This is a genomic window from Streptomyces sp. NPDC051822, assembly GCF_044452745.1.
GTDB lineage: Bacteria > Actinomycetota > Actinomycetes > Streptomycetales > Streptomycetaceae > Streptomyces.
This window is the reverse complement of record NZ_JBITBZ010000001.1, coordinates 107,896-126,591: the sequence shown is the minus strand read 5'-3', so window position 1 is coordinate 126,591 and position 18,696 is coordinate 107,896. Positions and strand designations below refer to the sequence as shown.

Annotated in this window: 20 protein-coding genes; 14 read left to right on the top strand and 6 right to left on the bottom strand. The window is 71.7% G+C overall.

The features are described 5' to 3' along the window. Positions 1–3: 3 nt before the first annotated feature. Genes sufC through ACIA8N_RS00580 form a run of 5 tightly spaced genes read left to right on the top strand, consistent with a single transcriptional unit; the run spans position 4 to position 3,274 of the window. Positions 4–771, top strand: coding sequence for a Fe-S cluster assembly ATPase SufC (sufC, locus tag ACIA8N_RS00600; RefSeq protein WP_030205925.1), 768 nt, complete (start codon positions 4–6; stop codon positions 769–771). Further along, positions 768–2,036, top strand: coding sequence for a cysteine desulfurase (locus ACIA8N_RS00595; RefSeq protein WP_030205922.1), 1,269 nt, complete (start codon positions 768–770; stop codon positions 2,034–2,036). Before sufC ends, ACIA8N_RS00595 begins: the two co-directional genes overlap by 4 nt. Before the next feature lie 9 nt (positions 2,037–2,045). Further along, positions 2,046–2,516 (top strand): Fe-S cluster assembly sulfur transfer protein SufU, encoded by a 471-nt coding sequence (sufU, locus tag ACIA8N_RS00590; RefSeq protein ID WP_030547061.1) that lies wholly within the window; start codon positions 2,046–2,048, stop codon positions 2,514–2,516. Next, positions 2,513–2,851: a metal-sulfur cluster assembly factor gene (locus ACIA8N_RS00585; protein WP_030205917.1), complete on the top strand. Its 339-nt coding sequence runs from the start codon at positions 2,513–2,515 to the stop codon at positions 2,849–2,851. The genes sufU and ACIA8N_RS00585 overlap by 4 nt, the downstream gene beginning before the upstream one ends. Before the next feature lie 57 nt (positions 2,852–2,908). Continuing rightward, the gene (locus ACIA8N_RS00580) at positions 2,909–3,274 is read left to right on the top strand and encodes a VOC family protein (protein WP_365782393.1); all 366 of its coding nucleotides are present in this window, start codon (positions 2,909–2,911) and stop codon (positions 3,272–3,274) included. A 10-nt stretch (positions 3,275–3,284) separates the two neighbouring features. Here ACIA8N_RS00580 and ACIA8N_RS00575 read toward each other — a convergent pair whose 3' ends face one another. Next, a complete protein-coding gene (locus tag ACIA8N_RS00575; protein WP_365782391.1) occupies positions 3,285–4,358 on the bottom strand; it encodes an oxidoreductase in 1,074 nt (357 codons plus the stop codon). Between the two features lie 63 nt (positions 4,359–4,421). Between ACIA8N_RS00575 and ACIA8N_RS00570 the strand changes: the two genes are divergently transcribed. The 3 genes from ACIA8N_RS00570 to dapD are packed head-to-tail and all read left to right on the top strand — an operon-like array spanning position 4,422 to position 6,372. Beyond that, on the top strand, positions 4,422–4,742 hold the full coding sequence (locus ACIA8N_RS00570; protein WP_030205910.1) for a multidrug efflux SMR transporter: 321 nt from the start codon (positions 4,422–4,424) through the stop codon (positions 4,740–4,742). Then, a complete protein-coding gene (locus tag ACIA8N_RS00565; RefSeq protein ID WP_365782389.1) occupies positions 4,742–5,344 on the top strand; it encodes a TetR family transcriptional regulator in 603 nt (200 codons plus the stop codon). Before ACIA8N_RS00570 ends, ACIA8N_RS00565 begins: the two co-directional genes overlap by 1 nt. Positions 5,345–5,388: 44 nt before the next feature. Then, a complete protein-coding gene (gene dapD, locus ACIA8N_RS00560) occupies positions 5,389–6,372 on the top strand; it encodes a 2,3,4,5-tetrahydropyridine-2,6-dicarboxylate N-succinyltransferase (RefSeq protein ID WP_365782387.1) in 984 nt (327 codons plus the stop codon). A 52-nt stretch (positions 6,373–6,424) separates the two neighbouring features. On the opposite strand, the gene ACIA8N_RS00555 is transcribed toward dapD, so the two are convergent. Continuing rightward, positions 6,425–7,699 carry a PQQ-binding-like beta-propeller repeat protein gene (locus tag ACIA8N_RS00555; protein ID WP_365782385.1) on the bottom strand — a complete coding sequence of 425 codons (1,275 nt, stop codon included), beginning with the start codon at positions 7,697–7,699 and terminating at the stop codon, positions 6,425–6,427. Between the two features lie 216 nt (positions 7,700–7,915). Here ACIA8N_RS00555 and ACIA8N_RS00550 point away from each other — a divergent pair, with 216 nt between their 5' ends. Next, a complete protein-coding gene (locus tag ACIA8N_RS00550) occupies positions 7,916–8,134 on the top strand; it encodes a hypothetical protein (protein WP_365782383.1) in 219 nt (72 codons plus the stop codon). Here ACIA8N_RS00550 and dapA read toward each other — a convergent pair. Continuing rightward, entirely contained in the window at positions 8,056–8,997 is a 942-nt protein-coding gene (dapA, locus tag ACIA8N_RS00545) for a 4-hydroxy-tetrahydrodipicolinate synthase (RefSeq protein WP_365782381.1), read from the bottom strand. The genes ACIA8N_RS00550 and dapA overlap by 79 nt on opposite strands. 91 nt (positions 8,998–9,088) lie before the next feature. Then, complete coding sequence (locus ACIA8N_RS00540) at positions 9,089–9,535, bottom strand: GNAT family N-acetyltransferase (RefSeq protein ID WP_365782379.1); 447 nt, start codon at positions 9,533–9,535, stop codon at positions 9,089–9,091. A gap of 96 nt (positions 9,536–9,631) precedes the next feature. Here ACIA8N_RS00540 and ACIA8N_RS00535 point away from each other — a divergent pair, with 96 nt between their 5' ends. Then, positions 9,632–10,345, top strand: a complete 714-nt coding sequence (locus ACIA8N_RS00535) for an antibiotic biosynthesis monooxygenase (protein WP_365782377.1) — start codon at positions 9,632–9,634, stop codon at positions 10,343–10,345. Between the two features lie 15 nt (positions 10,346–10,360). On the opposite strand, the gene ACIA8N_RS00530 is transcribed toward ACIA8N_RS00535, so the two are convergent. Further along, a complete protein-coding gene (locus tag ACIA8N_RS00530; RefSeq protein ID WP_365782375.1) occupies positions 10,361–12,199 on the bottom strand; it encodes an endonuclease/exonuclease/phosphatase family protein in 1,839 nt (612 codons plus the stop codon). Positions 12,200–12,403: 204 nt separating this feature from the next. Between ACIA8N_RS00530 and ACIA8N_RS00525 the strand changes: the two genes are divergently transcribed. The 4 genes from ACIA8N_RS00525 to ACIA8N_RS00510 all read left to right on the top strand — a co-directional run bounded on the left by ACIA8N_RS00525 (position 12,404) and on the right by ACIA8N_RS00510 (position 17,314). Beyond that, positions 12,404–13,867, top strand: a complete 1,464-nt coding sequence (locus ACIA8N_RS00525; RefSeq protein ID WP_365782373.1) for a hypothetical protein — start codon at positions 12,404–12,406, stop codon at positions 13,865–13,867. A 167-nt stretch (positions 13,868–14,034) separates the two neighbouring features. Continuing rightward, positions 14,035–15,489, top strand: a complete 1,455-nt coding sequence (locus ACIA8N_RS00520; protein ID WP_365782371.1) for an alkaline phosphatase PhoX — start codon at positions 14,035–14,037, stop codon at positions 15,487–15,489. Positions 15,490–15,563: 74 nt separating this feature from the next. Beyond that, positions 15,564–16,256 (top strand): GntR family transcriptional regulator, encoded by a 693-nt coding sequence (locus ACIA8N_RS00515; protein WP_365782369.1) that lies wholly within the window; start codon positions 15,564–15,566, stop codon positions 16,254–16,256. Between the two features lie 41 nt (positions 16,257–16,297). After that, positions 16,298–17,314 (top strand): 1-aminocyclopropane-1-carboxylate deaminase, encoded by a 1,017-nt coding sequence (locus ACIA8N_RS00510; RefSeq protein WP_365782367.1) that lies wholly within the window; start codon positions 16,298–16,300, stop codon positions 17,312–17,314. Between the two features lie 21 nt (positions 17,315–17,335). On the opposite strand, the gene ACIA8N_RS00505 is transcribed toward ACIA8N_RS00510, so the two are convergent. Then, a complete protein-coding gene (locus ACIA8N_RS00505; RefSeq protein WP_365782365.1) occupies positions 17,336–18,580 on the bottom strand; it encodes a TerD family protein in 1,245 nt (414 codons plus the stop codon). Positions 18,581–18,696: the final 116 nt, after the last annotated feature.

Sequence of the window (18,696 nt, the reverse complement as noted above, 5' to 3'; positions counted from 1 at the left end):
CCCATGGCAACGCTTGAAATCCGCGACCTGCACGTCTCCGTCGTAGCCGAGAACGGCACCAAGGAGATCCTCAAGGGCGTCGACCTGACCGTGAAGCAGGGCGAGACCCACGCCATCATGGGCCCCAACGGCTCGGGCAAGTCGACCCTCGCGTACTCGATCGCCGGGCACCCCAAGTACACGATCACCAGCGGCACCGTCACCCTCGACGGTGAGGACGTCCTGGAGATGTCGGTCGACGAGCGCGCCCGCGCCGGCATGTTCCTGGCCATGCAGTACCCGGTCGAGGTCCCCGGCGTCTCGGTCTCCAACTTCCTGCGCACGTCGGCGACGGCGATCCGCGGCGAGGCCCCCAAGCTGCGCACCTGGGTGAAGGAGGTCAAGTCCGCGATGGAGCAGCTCCAGATGGACCCGGCCTTCGCCGAGCGCAACGTCAACGAGGGCTTCTCCGGCGGTGAGAAGAAGCGCCACGAGATCCTCCAGATGGAGCTCCTCAAGCCGAAGATCGCGATCCTCGACGAGACCGACTCCGGCCTGGACGTCGACGCGCTGCGTCAGGTCTCCGACGGCGTCAACCGCGTCCGCGAGACCGGCGAGGTCGGCACGCTGCTGATCACGCACTACACCCGGATCCTCCGCTACATCAAGCCCGACTTCGTGCACGTCTTCTCCGGCGGCCGCATCGTCGAGTCCGGCGGCGCCGAGCTCGCCGACAAGCTGGAGAACGAGGGCTACGAGGCCTACAGCACGAAGGGTGGCGCATCCGCGTGACTTCTGCCCACCAGGGGCTCTCCGGCCTCCTCGACACCGAGGCGATCCGCAAGGACTTCCCGCTCCTGGATCGCGTGGTCCACGACGGCAAGAAGATCGTGTACCTCGACTCCGCCGCGACCTCGCAGAAGCCGCGGCAGGTCCTCGACGCGCTCAACGAGTACTACGAGCGGCACAACGCCAACGTCCACCGTGGCGTCTACACGGTCGCCGAGGAGGCGACGGCGCTGTACGAAGGCGCTCGTGACAAGGTCGCGGCCTTCATCAACGCCCCGAGCCGCGACGAGGTGATCTTCACCAAGAACGCCTCGGAGTCGCTCAACCTGGTGGCCAACATGCTGGGCTGGGCCGACGAGCCCTACCGCGTGGACCACGAGACCGAGATCGCCATCACGGAGATGGAGCACCACTCCAACATCGTGCCGTGGCAGCTGCTCTCGCAGCGCACCGGCGCGAAGCTGAAGTGGTTCGGCCTCACCGACGACGGCCGTCTCGACCTCTCGAACATCGAAGAGGTCATCACCGAGAAGACCAAGATCGTCTCGTTCACGCTGGTCTCGAACCTGCTGGGCACGATCAACCCGGTGGAGACGATCATCCGCCGCGCCCAGGAGGTCGGTGCGCTCGTCTGCATCGACGCCTCCCAGGCCGCGCCGCACATGGTCCTGGACGTACAGGCGCTCCAGGCCGACTTCGTGGCCTTCACCGGCCACAAGATGGTCGGCCCGACCGGCATCGGCGTGCTGTGGGGACGGCAGGAACTCCTGGAGGACCTGCCGCCCTTCCTCGGCGGCGGCGAGATGATCGAGACCGTCTCGATGCACTCCTCGACGTACGCTCCTGCCCCGCACAAGTTCGAGGCGGGTACGCCCCCGATCGCCCAGGCCGTCGGCCTCGGCGCGGCCGTGGACTACCTCTCGGCGATCGGCATGGAGAACATCGCGCGCCACGAGCACGCGATCACCGAGTACGCCGTCCGGCGCCTCCAGGAGGTCCCTGACCTGCGGATCATCGGCCCCACCACGGCCGAGGACCGCGGCGCGGCGATCTCCTTCACGCTCGGCGACATCCACCCCCACGACGTGGGTCAGGTGCTCGACGAGGAGGGCATCGCGGTCCGGGTCGGTCACCACTGCGCGCGGCCGGTCTGCCTGCGGTACGGAATTCCCGCGACCACGCGAGCGTCGTTCTATCTGTACTCCACCCCCGGCGAGGTCGACGCCCTCGTCGCGGGCCTTGAGCACGTACGGAACTTCTTCGGGTAGGGGCTGGTCGTGAAGCTGGATTCGATGTACCAGGACGTCATCCTGGACCACTACAAGCACCCGCACGGGCGCGGTCTCCGGGACGGCGACGCCGAGGTGCACCACGTCAACCCGACGTGCGGCGACGAGATCACGCTCCGCGTGAAGTACGAGGGATCGCGGATCGCGGACGTCTCGTACGAAGGGCAGGGCTGCTCCATCAGCCAGGCCTCGGCGTCCGTCCTCAACGAGCTGCTCGTCGGCAAGGAACTGGCCGAGGCGCAGAAGATCCAGGGCACCTTCCTGGAGCTGATGCAGTCCAAGGGCAAGATCGAGCCGGACGACGCCATGGAGGAGATCCTGGAGGACGCGGTCGCGTTCGCCGGAGTCTCCAAGTACCCGGCCCGGGTGAAGTGCGCGCTGCTCAGCTGGATGGCGTGGAAGGACGCGACCGCCCAGGCGCTGGGTGACGACGAGAAGTCTGTGAGGAAGTCGGCATGACCGAGAACGCCGAGGCCACGATGAAGCCGGCCTCCGAGGAAGAAGTCCGCGAGGCGCTGTACGACGTCGTCGACCCCGAGCTGGGCATCGACGTCGTCAACCTGGGCCTGATCTACGGCATCCACATCGACGACTCGAACGTCGCGACGCTGGACATGACCCTGACGTCGGCGGCCTGTCCGCTGACCGATGTGATCGAGGACCAGGCGAAGTCCGCGACGGACGGCATCGTCAGCGAACTGAAGATCAACTGGGTCTGGATGCCCCCGTGGGGCCCGGACAAGATCACGGACGACGGTCGCGAGCAGCTGCGCGCGCTCGGTTTCAACGTCTGATCGCCGCTTGATCGTTGATCTTGCGAACGGCCATGCCCGCCAGCCAGACTGGCGGGCATGGCCGTTTCCCTGTACCAGATCGCGATCGATGTCCACGATGCCAAGCGCCAGGCCGAGTTCTGGACGCGGGTGCTCGACTGGAAGGTGCTCTACGAGGACGACGACGAGGTCGTCATCGGTGCGGGGGAGCACGCGCTGCCCGGCATCGTGCTGCTCACGGTCCCCGAGTCCAAGGCCGTCAAGAACCGTCTCCACCTGGACCTGACGCCCGACGACCGGGACGCGGAGGTGGAGCGGATCATCGGCCTCGGGGCGCGGCGGATCGACGTCGGGCAGGGCGAGGACGCGACCTGGGTGGTCCTCGCCGACCCCGAGGGCAACGAGTTCTGCGTGCTGCGGCCGAAGCGGTCGCTCGTCGACTAGTGAGCGCGGCCTAGTACGGCTGGTCCGACGGGTGCGGCGCCATCCCCGCGGCCCTCGCCAGCTCCGGGGCCAGGTTCTCCTTGCGGATGCGCTGGTCGACGTAGAGCAGGCTGGTGATCAGGGGCGGGAAGACGGAGACGACGACCTGGCTGATCAGCTGGCCCACGGCGAGGAAGGCGACGACGCCGACCAGGGAGGCGATCACGGCCGCGGGATCGCCGCCGGAGAAGTCGGTCGTCGCCAGGGGGACCGAGATCAGCAGGGAGAAGACCTGCTGGATCAGCCAGCCGATGGCGCCCGCCAAGGCCGCGGCGACGACCAGGCATCCGAAGACGCGCCACCAGGAACCGCGGACGAGTGTCGAGGAGCGGCGCATCGAGGCCATGACGCCCCTGTTCTCCATCACCGCGGCGGCCGGGGCCAGGCTGAACTTCGCCCAGAGCCAGAGGGCGAGCGGGACGAAGAGCAGAGCGGCGAGCGTCGCGCCGCCGAAGATCACGAACACCATGGTCACCGGACTGCCGCCGTTGAGGTTGATCAGCAGGGCGGTGAGCGTACCCAGGAACACCGCGACCGGGAGCACCATGGGCAGGCTCGTCAGGATCACCGCGCCGAGGACGGCCGGCATCCGGGACCATGAGCGGCGCCAGACCGCGCCGAAGGTCGCCGGCCGGCCGAGGACCGCCTCCTGGGTCACGGCGGGGCAGGCCGCCGCGACCACCGCGTTGGCGCACAGGGCCGCGATCGTGCCGGCGGCCCAGACGCAGCCGAAGGCGACGAGCAGGGGCCGGACGTCGTCCCACCGCGGCTCCTGGCCGGACGGCAGGTCGAACACGGCGGGGAAGAGGTCGCCGACGGCCGCGTAAGCGATGCCGAACGCCGCCGCCACGATCAGCACGGCCATCCCGTACGCGGCGGCCGTCACTCCGAGCAGCTGCTTCCAGTAGCGGCCGAAGGTGGCGAAGGCGCCGGTCAGGATCGCGTTGAAGCCGAGCGGTGCCAGGGGTATCACGCCGGGCTGCGGCGGCGGGGGCGGCGGCGGATAGCCGTAGCCGTAGGGCGGCGGCCCTGGGGGAAACGTCATGCGGGACACCGTATAGGGCGCCGATGCGTACGCCTGTACGTATTGCTGTGTACGCTCGTACGCATGGGTTACGGACTGCTCGCCGGCGCCATCGTCGCGGAGATCCTCGCGACCACCTCGATGAAGTACAGCGAGGGCTTCACCAAGCTCTGGCCCTCGATCGTCACCGGCGCGGGCTATCTGATCGCCTTCGCACTCCTCGCCCAGGCGCTCAAGACGCTCCAGGTCGGCACCGCCTACGCCATCTGGTCCGGCGTCGGCACCGCCGCCGTCGCCACCATCGGCATCCTCTTCCTCGGCGAGACCCTCAGCCTCGCCAAGATCGCCGGGATCGTCCTCATCATCGCCGGGGTCGCCGTCCTCAACCTCGGCGGCGCGCACTGATGGCCAGGGCCCGCCGCCACGACCCCGAACGGCGGGAGCGGATCGTGGACGCGGCCCTGCGGGTGGTCGGCCGGGCCGGGATCACCGGCCTGAGTCACCGCACGGTGGCCGCCGAGGCCGACGTGCCGCTCGGCTCGACCACGTACCACTTCGCCTCCCTCGACGAACTCCTCGTCGCGGCCCTCCGCAAGGCCGACGAGGGCTTCGGGCGGCTGCTGCGCGAGAGCCCCGCCCTCGCCGCGCCGGACGCCGACCTGGCGGCCGTGCTCGCCCGCCTCCTGGGGGAGTGGATGGGCGGCGCACGCGCACGCGTGGAGCTCGAGTACGAGCTCTGCCTGGCCGCCCTGCGGCGCCCCGCGCTCCGCCCGGTCGCCGTCGAGTGGAGCGAGACGGTCACCGCCGTCCTCGCCCAGCGCACCGACCCCGTGACCGCCCGCGCCCTGGTCGCCCTCATGGACGGCCTCTGCCTCCAGGTGCTGCTCACCGGCGGTGCGTACGACGAGGAGTACGCGCGCGCGATGCTGGCCCGGATCCTGCAGGAACCGCCGAACCCCCCGCCCCGGGACCTGTCGGAACCGCCGACGCGCCCGACCGGCACCTGAGACCGGTTGGCCCGCGCGGGGCCCCGCCGGTTAGGTTCTCCGTCATGACCACTGCTCCTCGCACCACCGGCGCCGTCGCCGCCGGCCTCGCCACCATCGCCGGCGACGGCACCGTTCTCGACACCTGGTTCCCCGCCCCCTCGCTGACCGACGCGCCCGGCCCCGCCGGCACCGAGCGGCTCACCTCCGACGAGGCCCTGAACGCCCTCGGCGAAGGCGCCCTCAAGGCCCTCGGCGTGGACGCCCGCCGGGGCGTCGAGGTGGTCGCCGTCCGTACCGTCATCGGCTCGCTCGACGAGAAGCCGCTCGACGCCCACGACGCCTACCTGCGTCTGCACCTTCTCAGCCACCGGCTGGTCAAGCCGCACGGCCAGAGCCTGGACGGCGTCTTCGGCCTGCTCGCCAACGTCGCCTGGACCTCGCTCGGTCCCGTCGCCGTCGACGACATCGAGAAGGTGCGGCTCAACGCGCGCGCGGAGGGCCTGCACCTCGCCGTCACGAGCATCGACAAGTTCCCGCGCATGACCGACTACGTCGTACCCGCCGGGGTCCGCGTCGCCGACGCCGACCGGGTACGTCTCGGCGCCCACCTCGCCGCCGGCACCACCGTCATGCACGAGGGCTTCGTCAACTTCAACGCCGGCACCCTCGGCACCTCCATGGTCGAGGGCCGCATCTCCGCCGGCGTCGTCGTCGGCAACGGCTCCGACATCGGCGGCGGCGCCTCCACCATGGGCACCCTCTCGGGCGGCGGCAACGTCGTCATCTCCATCGGCGAGCGCTGCCTGATCGGCGCCGAGGCGGGCGTCGGCATCGCCCTCGGCGACGAGTGCGTCGTCGAGGCCGGCCTGTACGTCACCGCCGGCACCCGGGTCACGATGCCCGACGGCCAGATCGTGAAGGCCCGCGAGCTCTCCGGCGCCTCGAACATCCTCTTCCGCCGCAACTCGGTCACCGGCGCCGTCGAGGCCCGCCCGAACAACGCGGTCTGGGGCGGCCTCAACGACATCCTGCACAGCCACAACTGAGACACCGGCGGGTCTTCCCGGCCGCCCTTCAGGCCCCTGGGCCTTGTCCGGCCTAGACGGCCGGGAGGGCGGTCAGCCGCTTTCCGTGCAGGGCGGCGAGGCGCTTGCCGGACGGCACGACGTACCACTTCTCGCTGGACTTCGTGCCGTCGTTGTAGGTCCAGCGAAGGCGTCCGTCGCGGGCGTCGAAGGCGTGCACGCCACCCTTCGGGTCGAGCTCCGTGGCGCCGTAGAGCGTGTCGCCGACCTTGGTGTACTGCCAGGGCGTCGACAGCCCCGCGAGGTCGTCGTTGCGCCAGACCTTACGGCCCGTCGCCGGGTCCACGGCCCACAGGGAGCGGGAGGAGTCGGCGACGTAGAGCACCCCGTCCAGGACCGCGGGATCCCGGAACCAGACGTACGTCTCGTCGGCCGCGAGCGACCAGCGCTCCCGGCCGTCGCCCAGCGCGAAGGCCCGCAGCCGATGGGTGTCGGGGACGATGACGAGGTCCTCGTGGAAGGCGAGCCTGCGGTGGTTGGACGTGCCGATCTTCTTCGTCCAGACCTGCCGGCCCGTGGCGGTGTCGCGGACCGTCACGTTCTCCCGCAGGTCGGTGTAGACGAGGTGCCGGCCGACGACGGCGGCGACGATGCCGTACTCCTCGGTCCCCGCGTCACGGCGCTCCTGCCAGACCACCCTGCCCGAGGTGACGTCGAGGGCCGCGATCACGTTGTTCTTCACGCGGAAGTCCTTCTCCAGGACCCCGGCGAGGACGTAGACGTGCCGGTCGTCGGCGGCGAGCGTGCGGGGCTGGGCGTACCGCTCGCCACCGAGCCTGCTGCGCCAGGTCTCCTTGCCGGTGGCCGGGTCGAGGCCGACGACGTCCCCGTCGTACTGGGCGCTGGCCAGGTAGAGGGTCCCTCCGCTGACGAGCAGCTTCGCGCCCGGTACGGCGACCTCCTTCCGGGACCAGACCTCCTTGCCGGTGACGATGTCCCGGCCCACCAGCGGATCGCCCGAGACCAGGACCACGCCTCCGGCGACGGCGAGCGCGTCCAGCGCGCCGAGGGACCCGCCGGCGGCCTCGCTCTGCCACAGCGGGCGCGGGGCCGTGCCGTCCGGCGGAGCGGTGAACGTGTCCCCGCCCTTGCCCGGGGCCGCTCCCGGGTCCGGTGCGGTCGCCGACGGCTCCTCGACGGGGCCACAGCCCCACGCGCCCGCGCCCAGGGCCGTCAGGCCGAGTCCGGTCCCGGCGAGGCGGAGCAGACGCCTGCGGGACGGCTCGGTGCCTCCACCGCCCGCTCCGGTGTCCCGCGCCCCGGCCGTACGCGCCCCGAGTGTCTCCATCGGCCTTCTCGCCACGTCGTCTTCCCCGTCCCACGGCGGGCCGCCGTCCGCGGCCCGAAGCGCGCTCAGGCTAGCCGCGGCACCGTGCTTCGCCCCGCGGCGGTACGCAACGGGGACAGCGCCGTGAAACTCCTGTCACACGGCAACCGATCCGGTGACGGTGCGTTAACAGGGCGGAGCGCAAGGTTCCAGCAGCGGACGAGGCGAGGAGTCGACATGAGGACGAAGCGCACGGTCGTGGGGATGCTCACGGCGGCGGCGATCCTGCTGCCCGTGGGCACGGCCCAGGCCGACGAGACGCACACGCGCAACGGCCCGACCGTGACGAACGGGCCGAGCATCTCCCTCCACACCGGTCAGATCGACGACCCGCTGGAGGACGTCCTGGAGCACGCCGCGATCTTCGGCAGCACCTCCACCACCGACTCCGCCTGAACCAGTGCCTCGTGCGCCGCCCGCAGCCCGTCGACCGCCTCCCGGTCGGCGGGCTGCAGCGGTTCGCGCAGCGCTCCGCCGAGCAGCGCCTTGGCCGTCACCGAGCCCGGAAGACCGGAGGTCATCATCAGCTCGGCCAGCGGCATCGTGCGGGCGTGGAGACGGGCCGCTTCCGCGGAGTCGCCCGCGTCGAAGGCGTCCAGGACGGCCCGCAGCTGACGGGGGGCCACGTTGGCCACCGTGCTGACGTAGCCCGCGCCCCCGACCGCGTACAGCGGCAGGTTCAGCTCCTCGCTGCCCGAGTAGTACGCGAGCGAGGTCTCCGCGATCAGCCGGGCCGCGGCCAGGAGGTCGTAGGAGCAGTCCTTCACCGCCACGATCCGGGGATGCTCCGCGAGCCGCCGCATCGTCGCCGGTTCGACCCGGGTCCCGGTACGGCCCGGGATGTCGTAGACCATCACCGGGAGGCCCGCCCCGTCCGCCACCTTGAGGAAGTGCGCCTCGACGGCGGACTGCGGGGGGCGGCTGTAGTACGGGGTGACGACGAGGAGCCCGTCGGCGCCCGCCTGTTCGGCCTGCCGGGCCAGTTCGAGGGTGTGCCGGGTGTCGGCGGTTCCGACGCCCGTCAGGAGCGCGGGCCCGGTGCCGACCGCCGCCCGTACCGCCCGGACGAGCGCGGCCTTCTCGTCGTCGGTGGTGGTCGGAGACTCGCCGGTGGTGCCGTTGAGGACGAGACCGTCGCAGCCGTCCGCGACCAGCCGGGCGGCCAGCTCGCCGGCCCGGTCGAGGTCGAGCCCGCCGGAGGGGGTGAACGGGGTGATCATCGCGCAGAGCGCGCGGCCGAAAGGGCGTTCAGTACTCATCAGGAGAGTCTGGGCGCGACCGCAGTGAAGGTCTACTTAGATCTTCTTGGTTGGAGAGTTCAGCTCTGCTGAAGGGTGCGCCCGAGGCTGCTTACCGGAGCGCTTTCTTGAAGCCGTCGTGGCTCGGCACGAATCCAAGGGAGGTGTAGAAGCGGTGGGCGTCCGTCCGCTCCTTGTCGCTGGTGAGCTGGACAAGGGCGCAGCCGCGCTCCCGGGCCCGCGTCATGGCCCGCTCCATCAGCTCCCGCCCGAGCCCGCCGCCGCGCCGGTCGGCCCTGACCCGGACCGCCTCGATCAGGGCCCGCTCAGCGCCGCCCTTGCCCAGCCCCGGGATGTACGTGGCCTGGAGGCAGCCCACGACGAGGTCCTCGTCGAGGAGGACGAGCAGTTCGTTGCGCGGATCGGCCTCGATGTCCGCGAAGGCCCGCTCGTACGCCTCCGTGACGGTGATCGAGTCGGGGTCCACGACCGTCCGCTCGTCGGCCAGGAGGGCGAGCACGGAGGGCAGTTCGGCGCGGGTGGCGGGGCGAAGGATCACGACCCGCAGTCTGGCACAGGGCGGGTCCTTGACCTCAAGCAAGGTTGAGGGAGGACGGTGGAGCCATCCGAACCGAACGGAAGGGCCGACCTCCGCATGAACGCCTTCGCACACCCCGACGCCCGTCCCGACCTCCACCGCCCCGGAGTCGGCGCCGCCCTCGTCAGCACCTGGCGGGTCGGCGGCCCCGAGCGCCAGCGCGCGGCCGTCGAGGCCATCCGCAGGACCTGGGAGAGCAGGGAGTGGCCCGACCTGGGGCTGCTCTCGTACAGCGTCTACACCGGGACGGACGGGGACACGCTGCTGCACTACTCGCAGTGGACCTCGGAGCAGGCCTACGAGGACTTCGTGCGGACCTACCGCGACGACCGCAACGCCGAGATCGACGCGGCCGTGCCCGGCATCGACCGGGTGGTCCTGCACCGCTACGCGCCGCCGTACCGCTCCGCCGTCCTCGACGAGCGGAGCGCGGGCGCCGTGCCCGGGGTCGTCGTCGCCGTCGAGGCGGAGTTCGAAGGGCCGGACGCGGAACGCCAGAGGGCCTGGGTGGACGCCGTGTTCACCGCCATGGACGGCGACGCGGGGCGGCGGCCGGCACCCGGCGGGATCGGCGCGCACTTCCACCTGTCCACCGACGGCACCCGCGTCCTGAACCTCGCCGAGTGGGAGAACGAGCGGGCCCACGCGAAGTGGCAGGCCGCCGACGGGCCGCTCGGCGAGGCCTGGGCGCGGGTGCACCGCCACCCGGGTCTCGCCGGCAGCCGGGTGCACCGGTACACGCCCGCGCTCAGCCTGAGCGCGGGCGGGTGACCCGGCCGGTCCGTCCTACGGGCGGAAGCGCAGCACCTGCGGGTCGTGGTCGCTGTCCTGGTCGGCGAACTCCGCGTTGATGTGCACGCTGTCGTACTCGAAGTGGTGCACGCCGGGGCTGGTCAGGATCTGGTCGAGGACCTGGCTGTTGCCCTGGTAGACGTACGAGTAGCGCTCGGCGCGCGGCAGCGACTTCACGGCGGGGTACAGGGCGCCGCCGTCGGTGAGCGCCTGCGTGGTCCCGGAGAACTCGAAGTCGTTGATGTCGCCGACGACGAGGACGTCCGCCTGCTTCTCGATCGCGACGATGTCCTTCACGAAGGCGTTCACGGCCTGCGCCTGGAGCAGTCGCTTCGCCTCGGAGGAACGGTTCGGCGGCTGGTGGTGCGAGGTCAGGCCCTCGTCGCCGCCCTTCGAGCCGAAGTGGTTGGCGATCACGAAGACCGTACGGCCACGGAAGACGAACTCGCCCGCGAGCGGCTTGCGGCTGCTGTCCCAGGCGGTGTTCGCCGGGTCGATCCTGCCGGGGGAGAGGGTCAGCGCGGCGCGGCCCTTCCCGCCCGTCACGGCGGTGGGCGTGGTGGTGGCGTCGGCGCCCGCGCGGTCCGTGAAGGAGACCCGCTCGGGGTTGAAGAGGAAGACCTGACGGATGTTGCCGCCGGGCTCGCCGCCGTCCTTGTTGTTCTGCGGGTCGATCGAGCGCCACTCGTACGCCGGGCCGCCGGCCGCCGCGATCGCGTCCGTGAACTTCTTCACCGTCGCGTCGGCGGCGACCGTGCCGTCGTTCTTGGCGCCGTTGTTGTCCTGGATCTCCTCCAGGGCGAGGATGTCGGGCGAGGCGAGGTTGTCGACGACCGCCTTCGCGAGCGCGTCGAACTTCTCCTGCGGGTCGCTCGGGTCGAGGTTCTCGACGTTGTACGTGGCCACGGCCAGCTCGTTCTTGTGCTGCCTGTCCGTGGACTCGCGCTCCAGGCCGTTGTCCTGGACCGTGCCGAGCGTGCGCGCGGTGAGCGTGTAGCCGCCGAACTGGTTGAAGTCGAGCGGGCCCTCGGTCGTGCCGGTCAGCCGGTCGCCGACGTTCGCCTTGGGGAACGGCTGCTGGGCGAGCGGGGTCAGCGACTGGATCTGGAGCCGGCCGGTGTTCTGCGACTCGTACGAGCCGTAGACCGTGCCGCCGCGCCGGTTGTCGTTCTCCCACGGCTTCACCGTGACCCACAGCTCCGCGTACGGGTCGGTGGCGCCGACCACGCGCGAGGAGTCGATCCGGACGTTGCTGCCCTCCAGGGACTCGTAGTAGTCCAGGGCGTACGTCTCCGGGTCGAGCGTCAGGCCGTTGATCGAGCCGCCGGCGGCCGGGTCGCCCTCGGGGGCGTACGCGTCGGGCACGGACCAGCCGGAGATCGTCACGGGGGCCGGGACGGCGTTGCCCTTCGACAGGACGGTGACGGTCGGCTTCGACAGTTGGGTGAGCGACTGGTTGCCGGAGTTCAGGCCACCGGGGACGTACTCGGTGACCGTGCCGTTCAGGCTGACGGCGTCCCCGACGGCGACCGTCGGGACCGAGCTGGTGAAGACGAAGAGGCCCTCGCTGGTGGCCGGGTTCGCGTCGGCTTCCGGATCCTGGATCCAGAATCCACGCGAGCCGTACGTGCGGACGCCTGTGACGATGCCCGTCACGCCGGTGACCTGCTTGCCGACGAGGGGGGAGACCCGGGTCGTGCCCTGGATGTCGTGGACGCGCGTGCCGGTGGCGCTGTCCTCGGCGGCGCTCGCCGACGAGGCGAGGAGTCCGGCGGCGAGGGCGGCGGCGACGACGGCCGACACGGCTGCGGATCTCGGTATGGAGGAAGGCATCAGGGCTCCGGAGGGTGCTTGGAGGAACGGCAGATGAATCTACGCGCGTCAATCTCTTGCGCGAGTGGTGGACTTGTCAAGAGTCGACGGGTGTACGAAGGCTGACGGATCCATGAACCGGCGGACGTCCCCCCGGATGCGTCTACGCTGGGACCCGCTCTTTGAACCCCCTTCACCCACGTACGCGTCGAGGAGACCCCCCAGATGTCAGTGGAGCACCCCACCCTTCCCCCCGTTCGGCTGCCTGCGGACGCGGAGCTGGCACGGGACGCCCTGGCCGCCCCCCTCCTCGCCCACGCGGTACGGCTCGCCCGCTGGGCCGGCCCCGACACCCGCGTCGACGCGGGCGGCGAACTCGTCGACGAGCAGCTGCCCGAGGCCGTCGCGCTCCTCGGCCTCTCCACCGACGAGGACGGCGAGATGCTGGCGGCCGACGCCTGGCGGCTCGCGGTCGACACCGGCCTGGTGGAGGTCGAGGACGGCACCGAGGGCGAGGACGGCGAGACGGAGGACACCCCCGGCCGGGCCGCCCCCGGAGAGAACCTGGCGCTGCTCACGGCCGGTTCGCCCCAGGACGTCCTCGCGCTCTGGCTGGACGGCTTCGACGCGGTCTTCGCCGACGCCGTCGCCCCGGTCCTCGACGACCTGGACGCGGTCCTCGGCGAGGACGGCGGGATCGACTTCGACGCGCTGGACTGGGACCCCGAGGTGGAGGCCGACTTCCTGGAGGGCGTGCTCGGCAACCTCTACCTGCTGACCGTCAGCGAGGGAGGAGCGGGCGAGGGGCCGGTGCCGCTGCCCGCGCTCGCCGCGTCGATGGTCGTCCCCGACGACATGGGCGAGCCCACCGACGACGTCCTGGAGCAGGTCTCGGACGCGATGATGCGGCTCGACGAGCAGTTCCGGCTCCTCGAACCGATCGGCCTCGTCGAGTACCAGCCCGTCGACGAGGCCCTGATGGCCGAGGAGGGCGAGGAGCCCGCGCCGCCGGTCGACGAGGAGGACGTCACCCGGTACGGCATGGTCCGGCTCACCCCGCTCGGCCTCTACGGCGTCCGGGCCCGGATGCTGGAGGCCGGCGTGGACGCCCCCGCCGTCGGCGACCTCGCGGAGAAGGGCGCCGACGCGCTCCTCGACGGCATCGCCGGCTACCCGGAGGCCGCCGCGCGGGAGGAGACCGCCGCGTGGCTGGCCGGGCGGGACGCGCTCGGCGCGGCCCGCGAACTGCTGCACGCCGCGCGCGGCGCGGACGCGGGCTCGCCGCTCCGCCGCCTCCACTGCCAGCAGACCCTGTCCCTCGTCGGTGCCGAGGCCGAGCCCGCGGTGCGGGAGGTCCTCGACGACGCGGAACTCGGCGGTCTCGCGCGCGTCTGGCTCGCCGAGCGGGGCGCGGCCGACGTCCCCGCACCGCCGGAGTCGATGATCTTCTGGCTGGCGATCGACACGATCGCGGCCCAGCTCGACTCGGACGGCGACCTGGAGGAACTCCAGGAGCTCGTCGAAGGCCTCACGGGGCGCCACAGCGGCTTCTTCGAGACGGCCTGGCGGGTGGAGCACCCGGCGACGGCGGAGGTCCTGGAGGCGATGGGACGTCTGCACCGGGACAAGACGGTGGCGAAGGAGGCCCGCAAGTCGGCCTTCAAGGCGCGCTCGCGGTCCGGGGCCTGACAGCCCGACGGCGGACGGGGGCAGGGCCGGGAGCAGGGGCAGCACCGGACCGGGCCGGGCCCGGGTGGCTCGCGCCCGGCGGTGTTCCCGTGGTGTTCAGGCGCCGTTCGTGGCGGCGCGGCAGGGTGGCCCGCGAGATCCGGCCACCACAGGGAGAACGCCACACCATGCCCCTCAACCGCAGAGAGTTCACCAAGCAGTCCGCCGTCACCGGTGCGGGGATCGCCCTCACCGGTGTCGTCGGTGCTCTCGCCACCGCCCCCGAGGCGCTCGCCGCGGACGAGCCGGAGGCGTACGGAACCGGCCACGACCACGAGAACGGGCACGACAGCGGGCACGGCCACAGTCACCGGCTCGGCTACGGACCGCTCGTCGCCGACCCCGACGGGATACTCGCCCTGCCCGCCGGCTTCTCCTACCGTGTCGTCACCCGCAGCGGCGTGACCCGGCTGGAGTCCGGCGAGTTCACCCCGGAGAAGCACGACGGCACCGCCGCCTTCGCCGGGCCGCGCGGCACCACGTACCTGGTCAACAACCACGAGCTCAAGGGCCCCCGCTCCAAGTGGGCGCACCCCGTCCCGCTCACCGAGGGCCTCGTCTACGACCCCGCCGCGGCCGGCGGCTGCACGGTCGTCGAGGTGCACCGCGACGGCACCGTCGCCGAGTGGGTCGGCATCGCCGGTACCTCCACCAACTGCGCGGGCGGCAGCACCGCCTGGGGCACCTGGCTGACGGGCGAGGAGAACTCCGACCGCGCCGGCGTCAACGGCATGACCAAGGACCACGGCTACGTCTTCGAGGTCGACCCGCGCGACCGCCGTGCCAACCGCGACCCGAAGCCGATCAAGGCCTTCGGCCGGTACGACCACGAGGCCGTCGTCATCGACCCCAAGCGCGGTCACGCCTACCTCACCGAGGACGCCTCCAACCCCAACGGGCTGCTCTTCCGCTGGGTGCCGCCGCAGGGCTTCGAGCACGGCCGCGGCAAGCTCCGTACCCTCGCCGACGACGCAGGTGCGCTCCAGGCCGCCAAGTGCATCGACTCCTCGGGCCGCTTCGTGGACGACCTCTCCCGGGCGAGCCGGATCGGCACCGTCTACGGCGTGGACTGGGTCGACGTCCCCGACCGCGACGGCCGCACCACCCCCGTCCGCAAGCAGTTCACGGACGGTCAGATCACCCGCGCCCGCAAGCTGGAGGGCATGTGGTGGGCCGACGGCGGCGCCTACGTCGTCTCCTCCTACGCGCGCGAGGAGAGCCCCGGCGCCGCGCACGACGGCCAGGTCTGGTTCTACGACCCGAAGCGCCGCACCCTCACCCTGAAGCTGCTGCTCGGTGTGAACGCCGATCCCGACGTCGACGGCGCCTACGACGGCCCCGACAACATCACCGTCTCCCCGTACGGCGGCATCGTCATCGCCGAGGACGGCGAGGGCGTCCAGCACCTCTTCGGCGCCACCGACTCGGGCCGCACCTACCCGATCGCCCGCAACGACCTGAACGACAGCGAGTTCGCGGGCGTCACCTTCTCGCCCGGCGGGGACACCCTGTTCGCCAGCATCCAGAGCCCCGGCATCATGGTCGCGATCACCGGTCCCTGGCGCCGCCAGCCCCGTCGCTGAGGTCCTCCTTCCCCGGCACCGAGGCCGGAACCGGCCCTGTCGGTCCCATGGGCTGACATCTAACATGTCAGCCCATGGACGCACTACGGCCCGTGGGCCGGACCCTGCTGCGTGACCGGGCGTACGAGGCGCTGCGGGAGGCCATCGTGCGCGGTGACCTCGCCCCCGGTGCCGCGCTCAAGGACGCCGAACTGGCCGAACGGCTCGGGCTCTCGCGCGCACCCGTGCGCGAGGCCCTGGCCCGGCTCGGCGACGAGGGGCTCGTCGAGTCCAAGCCGCAGAGCTACACCCGCGTCACCCGGCCGGTCAGCCGGATCGTCAGGGACGCCGCCTCGGTGGTGCGGGTGATGCACGAACTCGCCGTCAGGACCGGCGTACCCCTCCTGGGACCCGAGGGCATCCGGGCCATGCGCGAGGCCAACGAGCGCTTCGCGGCGGCCGTCCGCGCCTCCGACGTGGAAGCCGCCCTGAACGCCGACGACGAGTTGCACCAGGTCCTCGTCGTCGCCAGCGGCAACCATGCCGCCGCCGCCACGATCGCGCGGTACACCCCCCTGATCCGCCGGGTCGAACGGCGGCTCTTCGGCGACGCCTTGAGCTGTGGATCGGCGGAGCTGCACGCGCGGCTCATCGACGCCTGCGAGGCGGGGGACGCGGCGGAGGCGGTACGGGTCACCACGGAGATCTGGGCGGCGCTCGAACAGCTCGCGGACGACGCCGTCGAGGTGGCCGAGGTCACCGGCATCGCCGGGCCCCAGGGCCCGTAGGAGCGTCCAGGACCAGCAGCCTTCACCCACCGGGAGCCGCCTTGCCGATCACCGACTTCGACCGCTACCCGCTCCTCTTCGGGCCCTCGCCGGTCCACCCGCTCGAACGGCTCACCCACCATCTCGGCGGCGCCGCGCTCTGGGCCAAGCGCGAGGACTGCAACTCCGGCGTCGCGTACGGCGGGAACAAGACCCGCAAGCTGGAGTACCTGGTCGCCGACGCCCTCGCGCAGGGCTGCGACACCCTGGTCTCGATCGGCGGCGTCCAGTCCAACCACACCCGCCAGGTCGCCGCCGTCGCCGCCCGCGCGGGCCTGCGCTGCGTCCTCGTCCAGGAGAGCTGGGTCGACTGGCCCGACTCCGTCTACGACAAGGTCGGCAACATCCTGATCAGCCGTCTCGCGGGCGCCGACGTACGGCTCGTCAGGGCGGGCTTCGGCATCGGCTTCAAGGAGAGCTGGGAGCTGGCCCTGCGGGAGGTCGAGGAGAGCGGCGGCAAGCCGTACGCGATTCCGGCGGGCGCCTCCGACCACCGGCTCGGCGGCCTCGGCTTCGCGAACTGGGCGTACGAGGTGGCCGAGCAGGAGCGCGCGCTCGGCGTCCACTTCGACACCGTGGTGGTCTGCTCCGTGACCGGCTCCACCCAGGCCGGCATGGTCGCGGGCTTCGCCGCGCTCGCCGAGGAGGGCGGTCCGGCCCGCCGGATCATCGGGATCGACGCCTCGGCGAAACCCGGTCCCACGCACGAGCAGATCACCCGGATCGCCCGGGACACCGCCGCCCTGATCGGGGTCGAGCGGCCGGTGACGGCGGCGGACGTCGAGCTGGACGAGCGCTACCACGCCGGGGTGTACGGCATCCCCGACGAGGCCACCCTCGACGCGATGCGGCTCGCCGCCCGCACCGAGGGCATGGTCACCGACCCCGTGTACGAGGGGAAGTCGATGGCGGGTCTGGTCGACCTGGTGGACCGGGGGGAGATCGGCCGGGACTCGACCGTGCTCTACGCCCACCTCGGCGGCCAGCCCGCCCTCAACGCCTACAGCGCGCTGTTCTAGACACGCGCCGCGGCCGGTCGCTCAGAGGGCCTGGGCGGCCGGCTTCACCATGCCCCGGACGGTCCGGGACTTCACGAACTCGCCCATCGCCGTCATCTCCCACTCACCGCTGAACTGCTTGATCAGCTTGGCCATCATGACGCCGGTCTGCGGCTCGGCGGTGGTCAGGTCGAAGCGGACCAGCTCCTCGCCCGTCGCCGCGTCCATCAGCCGGCAGTAGGCCTTGGCGACCTCGGTGAACTTCTGGCCGGAGAAGGAGTTGACCGTGAAGACCAGACCGGTGGCCTCGGCGGGCAGCCGGCCGAGGTCGACGACGATCACCTCGTCGTCGCCCGCGCCCTCGCCGGTGAGGTTGTCGCCGGAGTGCGTCACCGAGCCGCCCAGGATGGTCAGCTTGCCGAAGTAGCAGCTGTCCAGGTGGTTGCGCTGGGGCCCGTACGCGATGACGGAGGCGTCCAGGTCGATGTCCTTGCCCCGGTAGGCGGGCTCCCAGCCGAGGCCCATCTTGACCTGGGACAGCAGGGGGCGGCCGCCCTTGACCAGGGACACGGTCTGGTTCTTCTGGAGGTTGACCCGGCCCTTGTCGAGGTTGATCTTGCCGGTGGAGACGGGGGCGCCGGGCGGGGCGGCCGGGGGAGCGGGCGGAGTGGCGGCGGCGATCCTGGGGTCCACCGGGGCGGGCGGTGCCGGCGGCGCCATCGGGGCGGGCGGGGCGACGACGGGTGCGGGCGCGACGGGCGCCGCCGCTGCCGGGGCGGCGGGCGCGTCGTCCACCGAGACGCCGAAGTCCGTCGCGATGCCGGCCAGACCGTTCGCGTATCCCTGGCCCACGGCGCGGGCCTTCCACGCGCCGTTGCGCAGATAGATCTCGACGACCACGAGCGCGGTCTCGGTGGCCAGCCGGGGCGGGGTGAAGGTGGCGAGGACGCTGCCGTCGTCCGCGTTGCGCAGGGTGGCCGTGGGCTCGATGCCCTGGAAGGTCTGGCCTGCGGCGTCGGGGCTCGCGGTGACGACGATCCTCTCGATGCCGGCCGGGACGGCGCCGGTGTCCACCAGGATCGCGTCGGGGGCGGCCCCGCCGCCGGAGCGGTAGGTGACACCGGGTCCGGACGGCTGGTTGTAGAAGATGAAGTCGTCGTCCGAGCGCACCTTGCCGTCGGCGCCGAGCAGCAGGCCCGAGACGTCGAGCCGCACAGGGGCGGCGACGTCCACCGCCACGCGTGCGACGGTGAGAGGGATGTTCGAGCCGGGGGTCATAGCGGTCATGCCAGGGGTAACGATCCGGGCCCCTTTGCCGTTCCCTTACCCTCGCCCGGTTGGGCCAGCGGATCCGTCGTACGAATACTCTTTCGACCACGGGGCTGGTGGGGGGCAGGGGACAC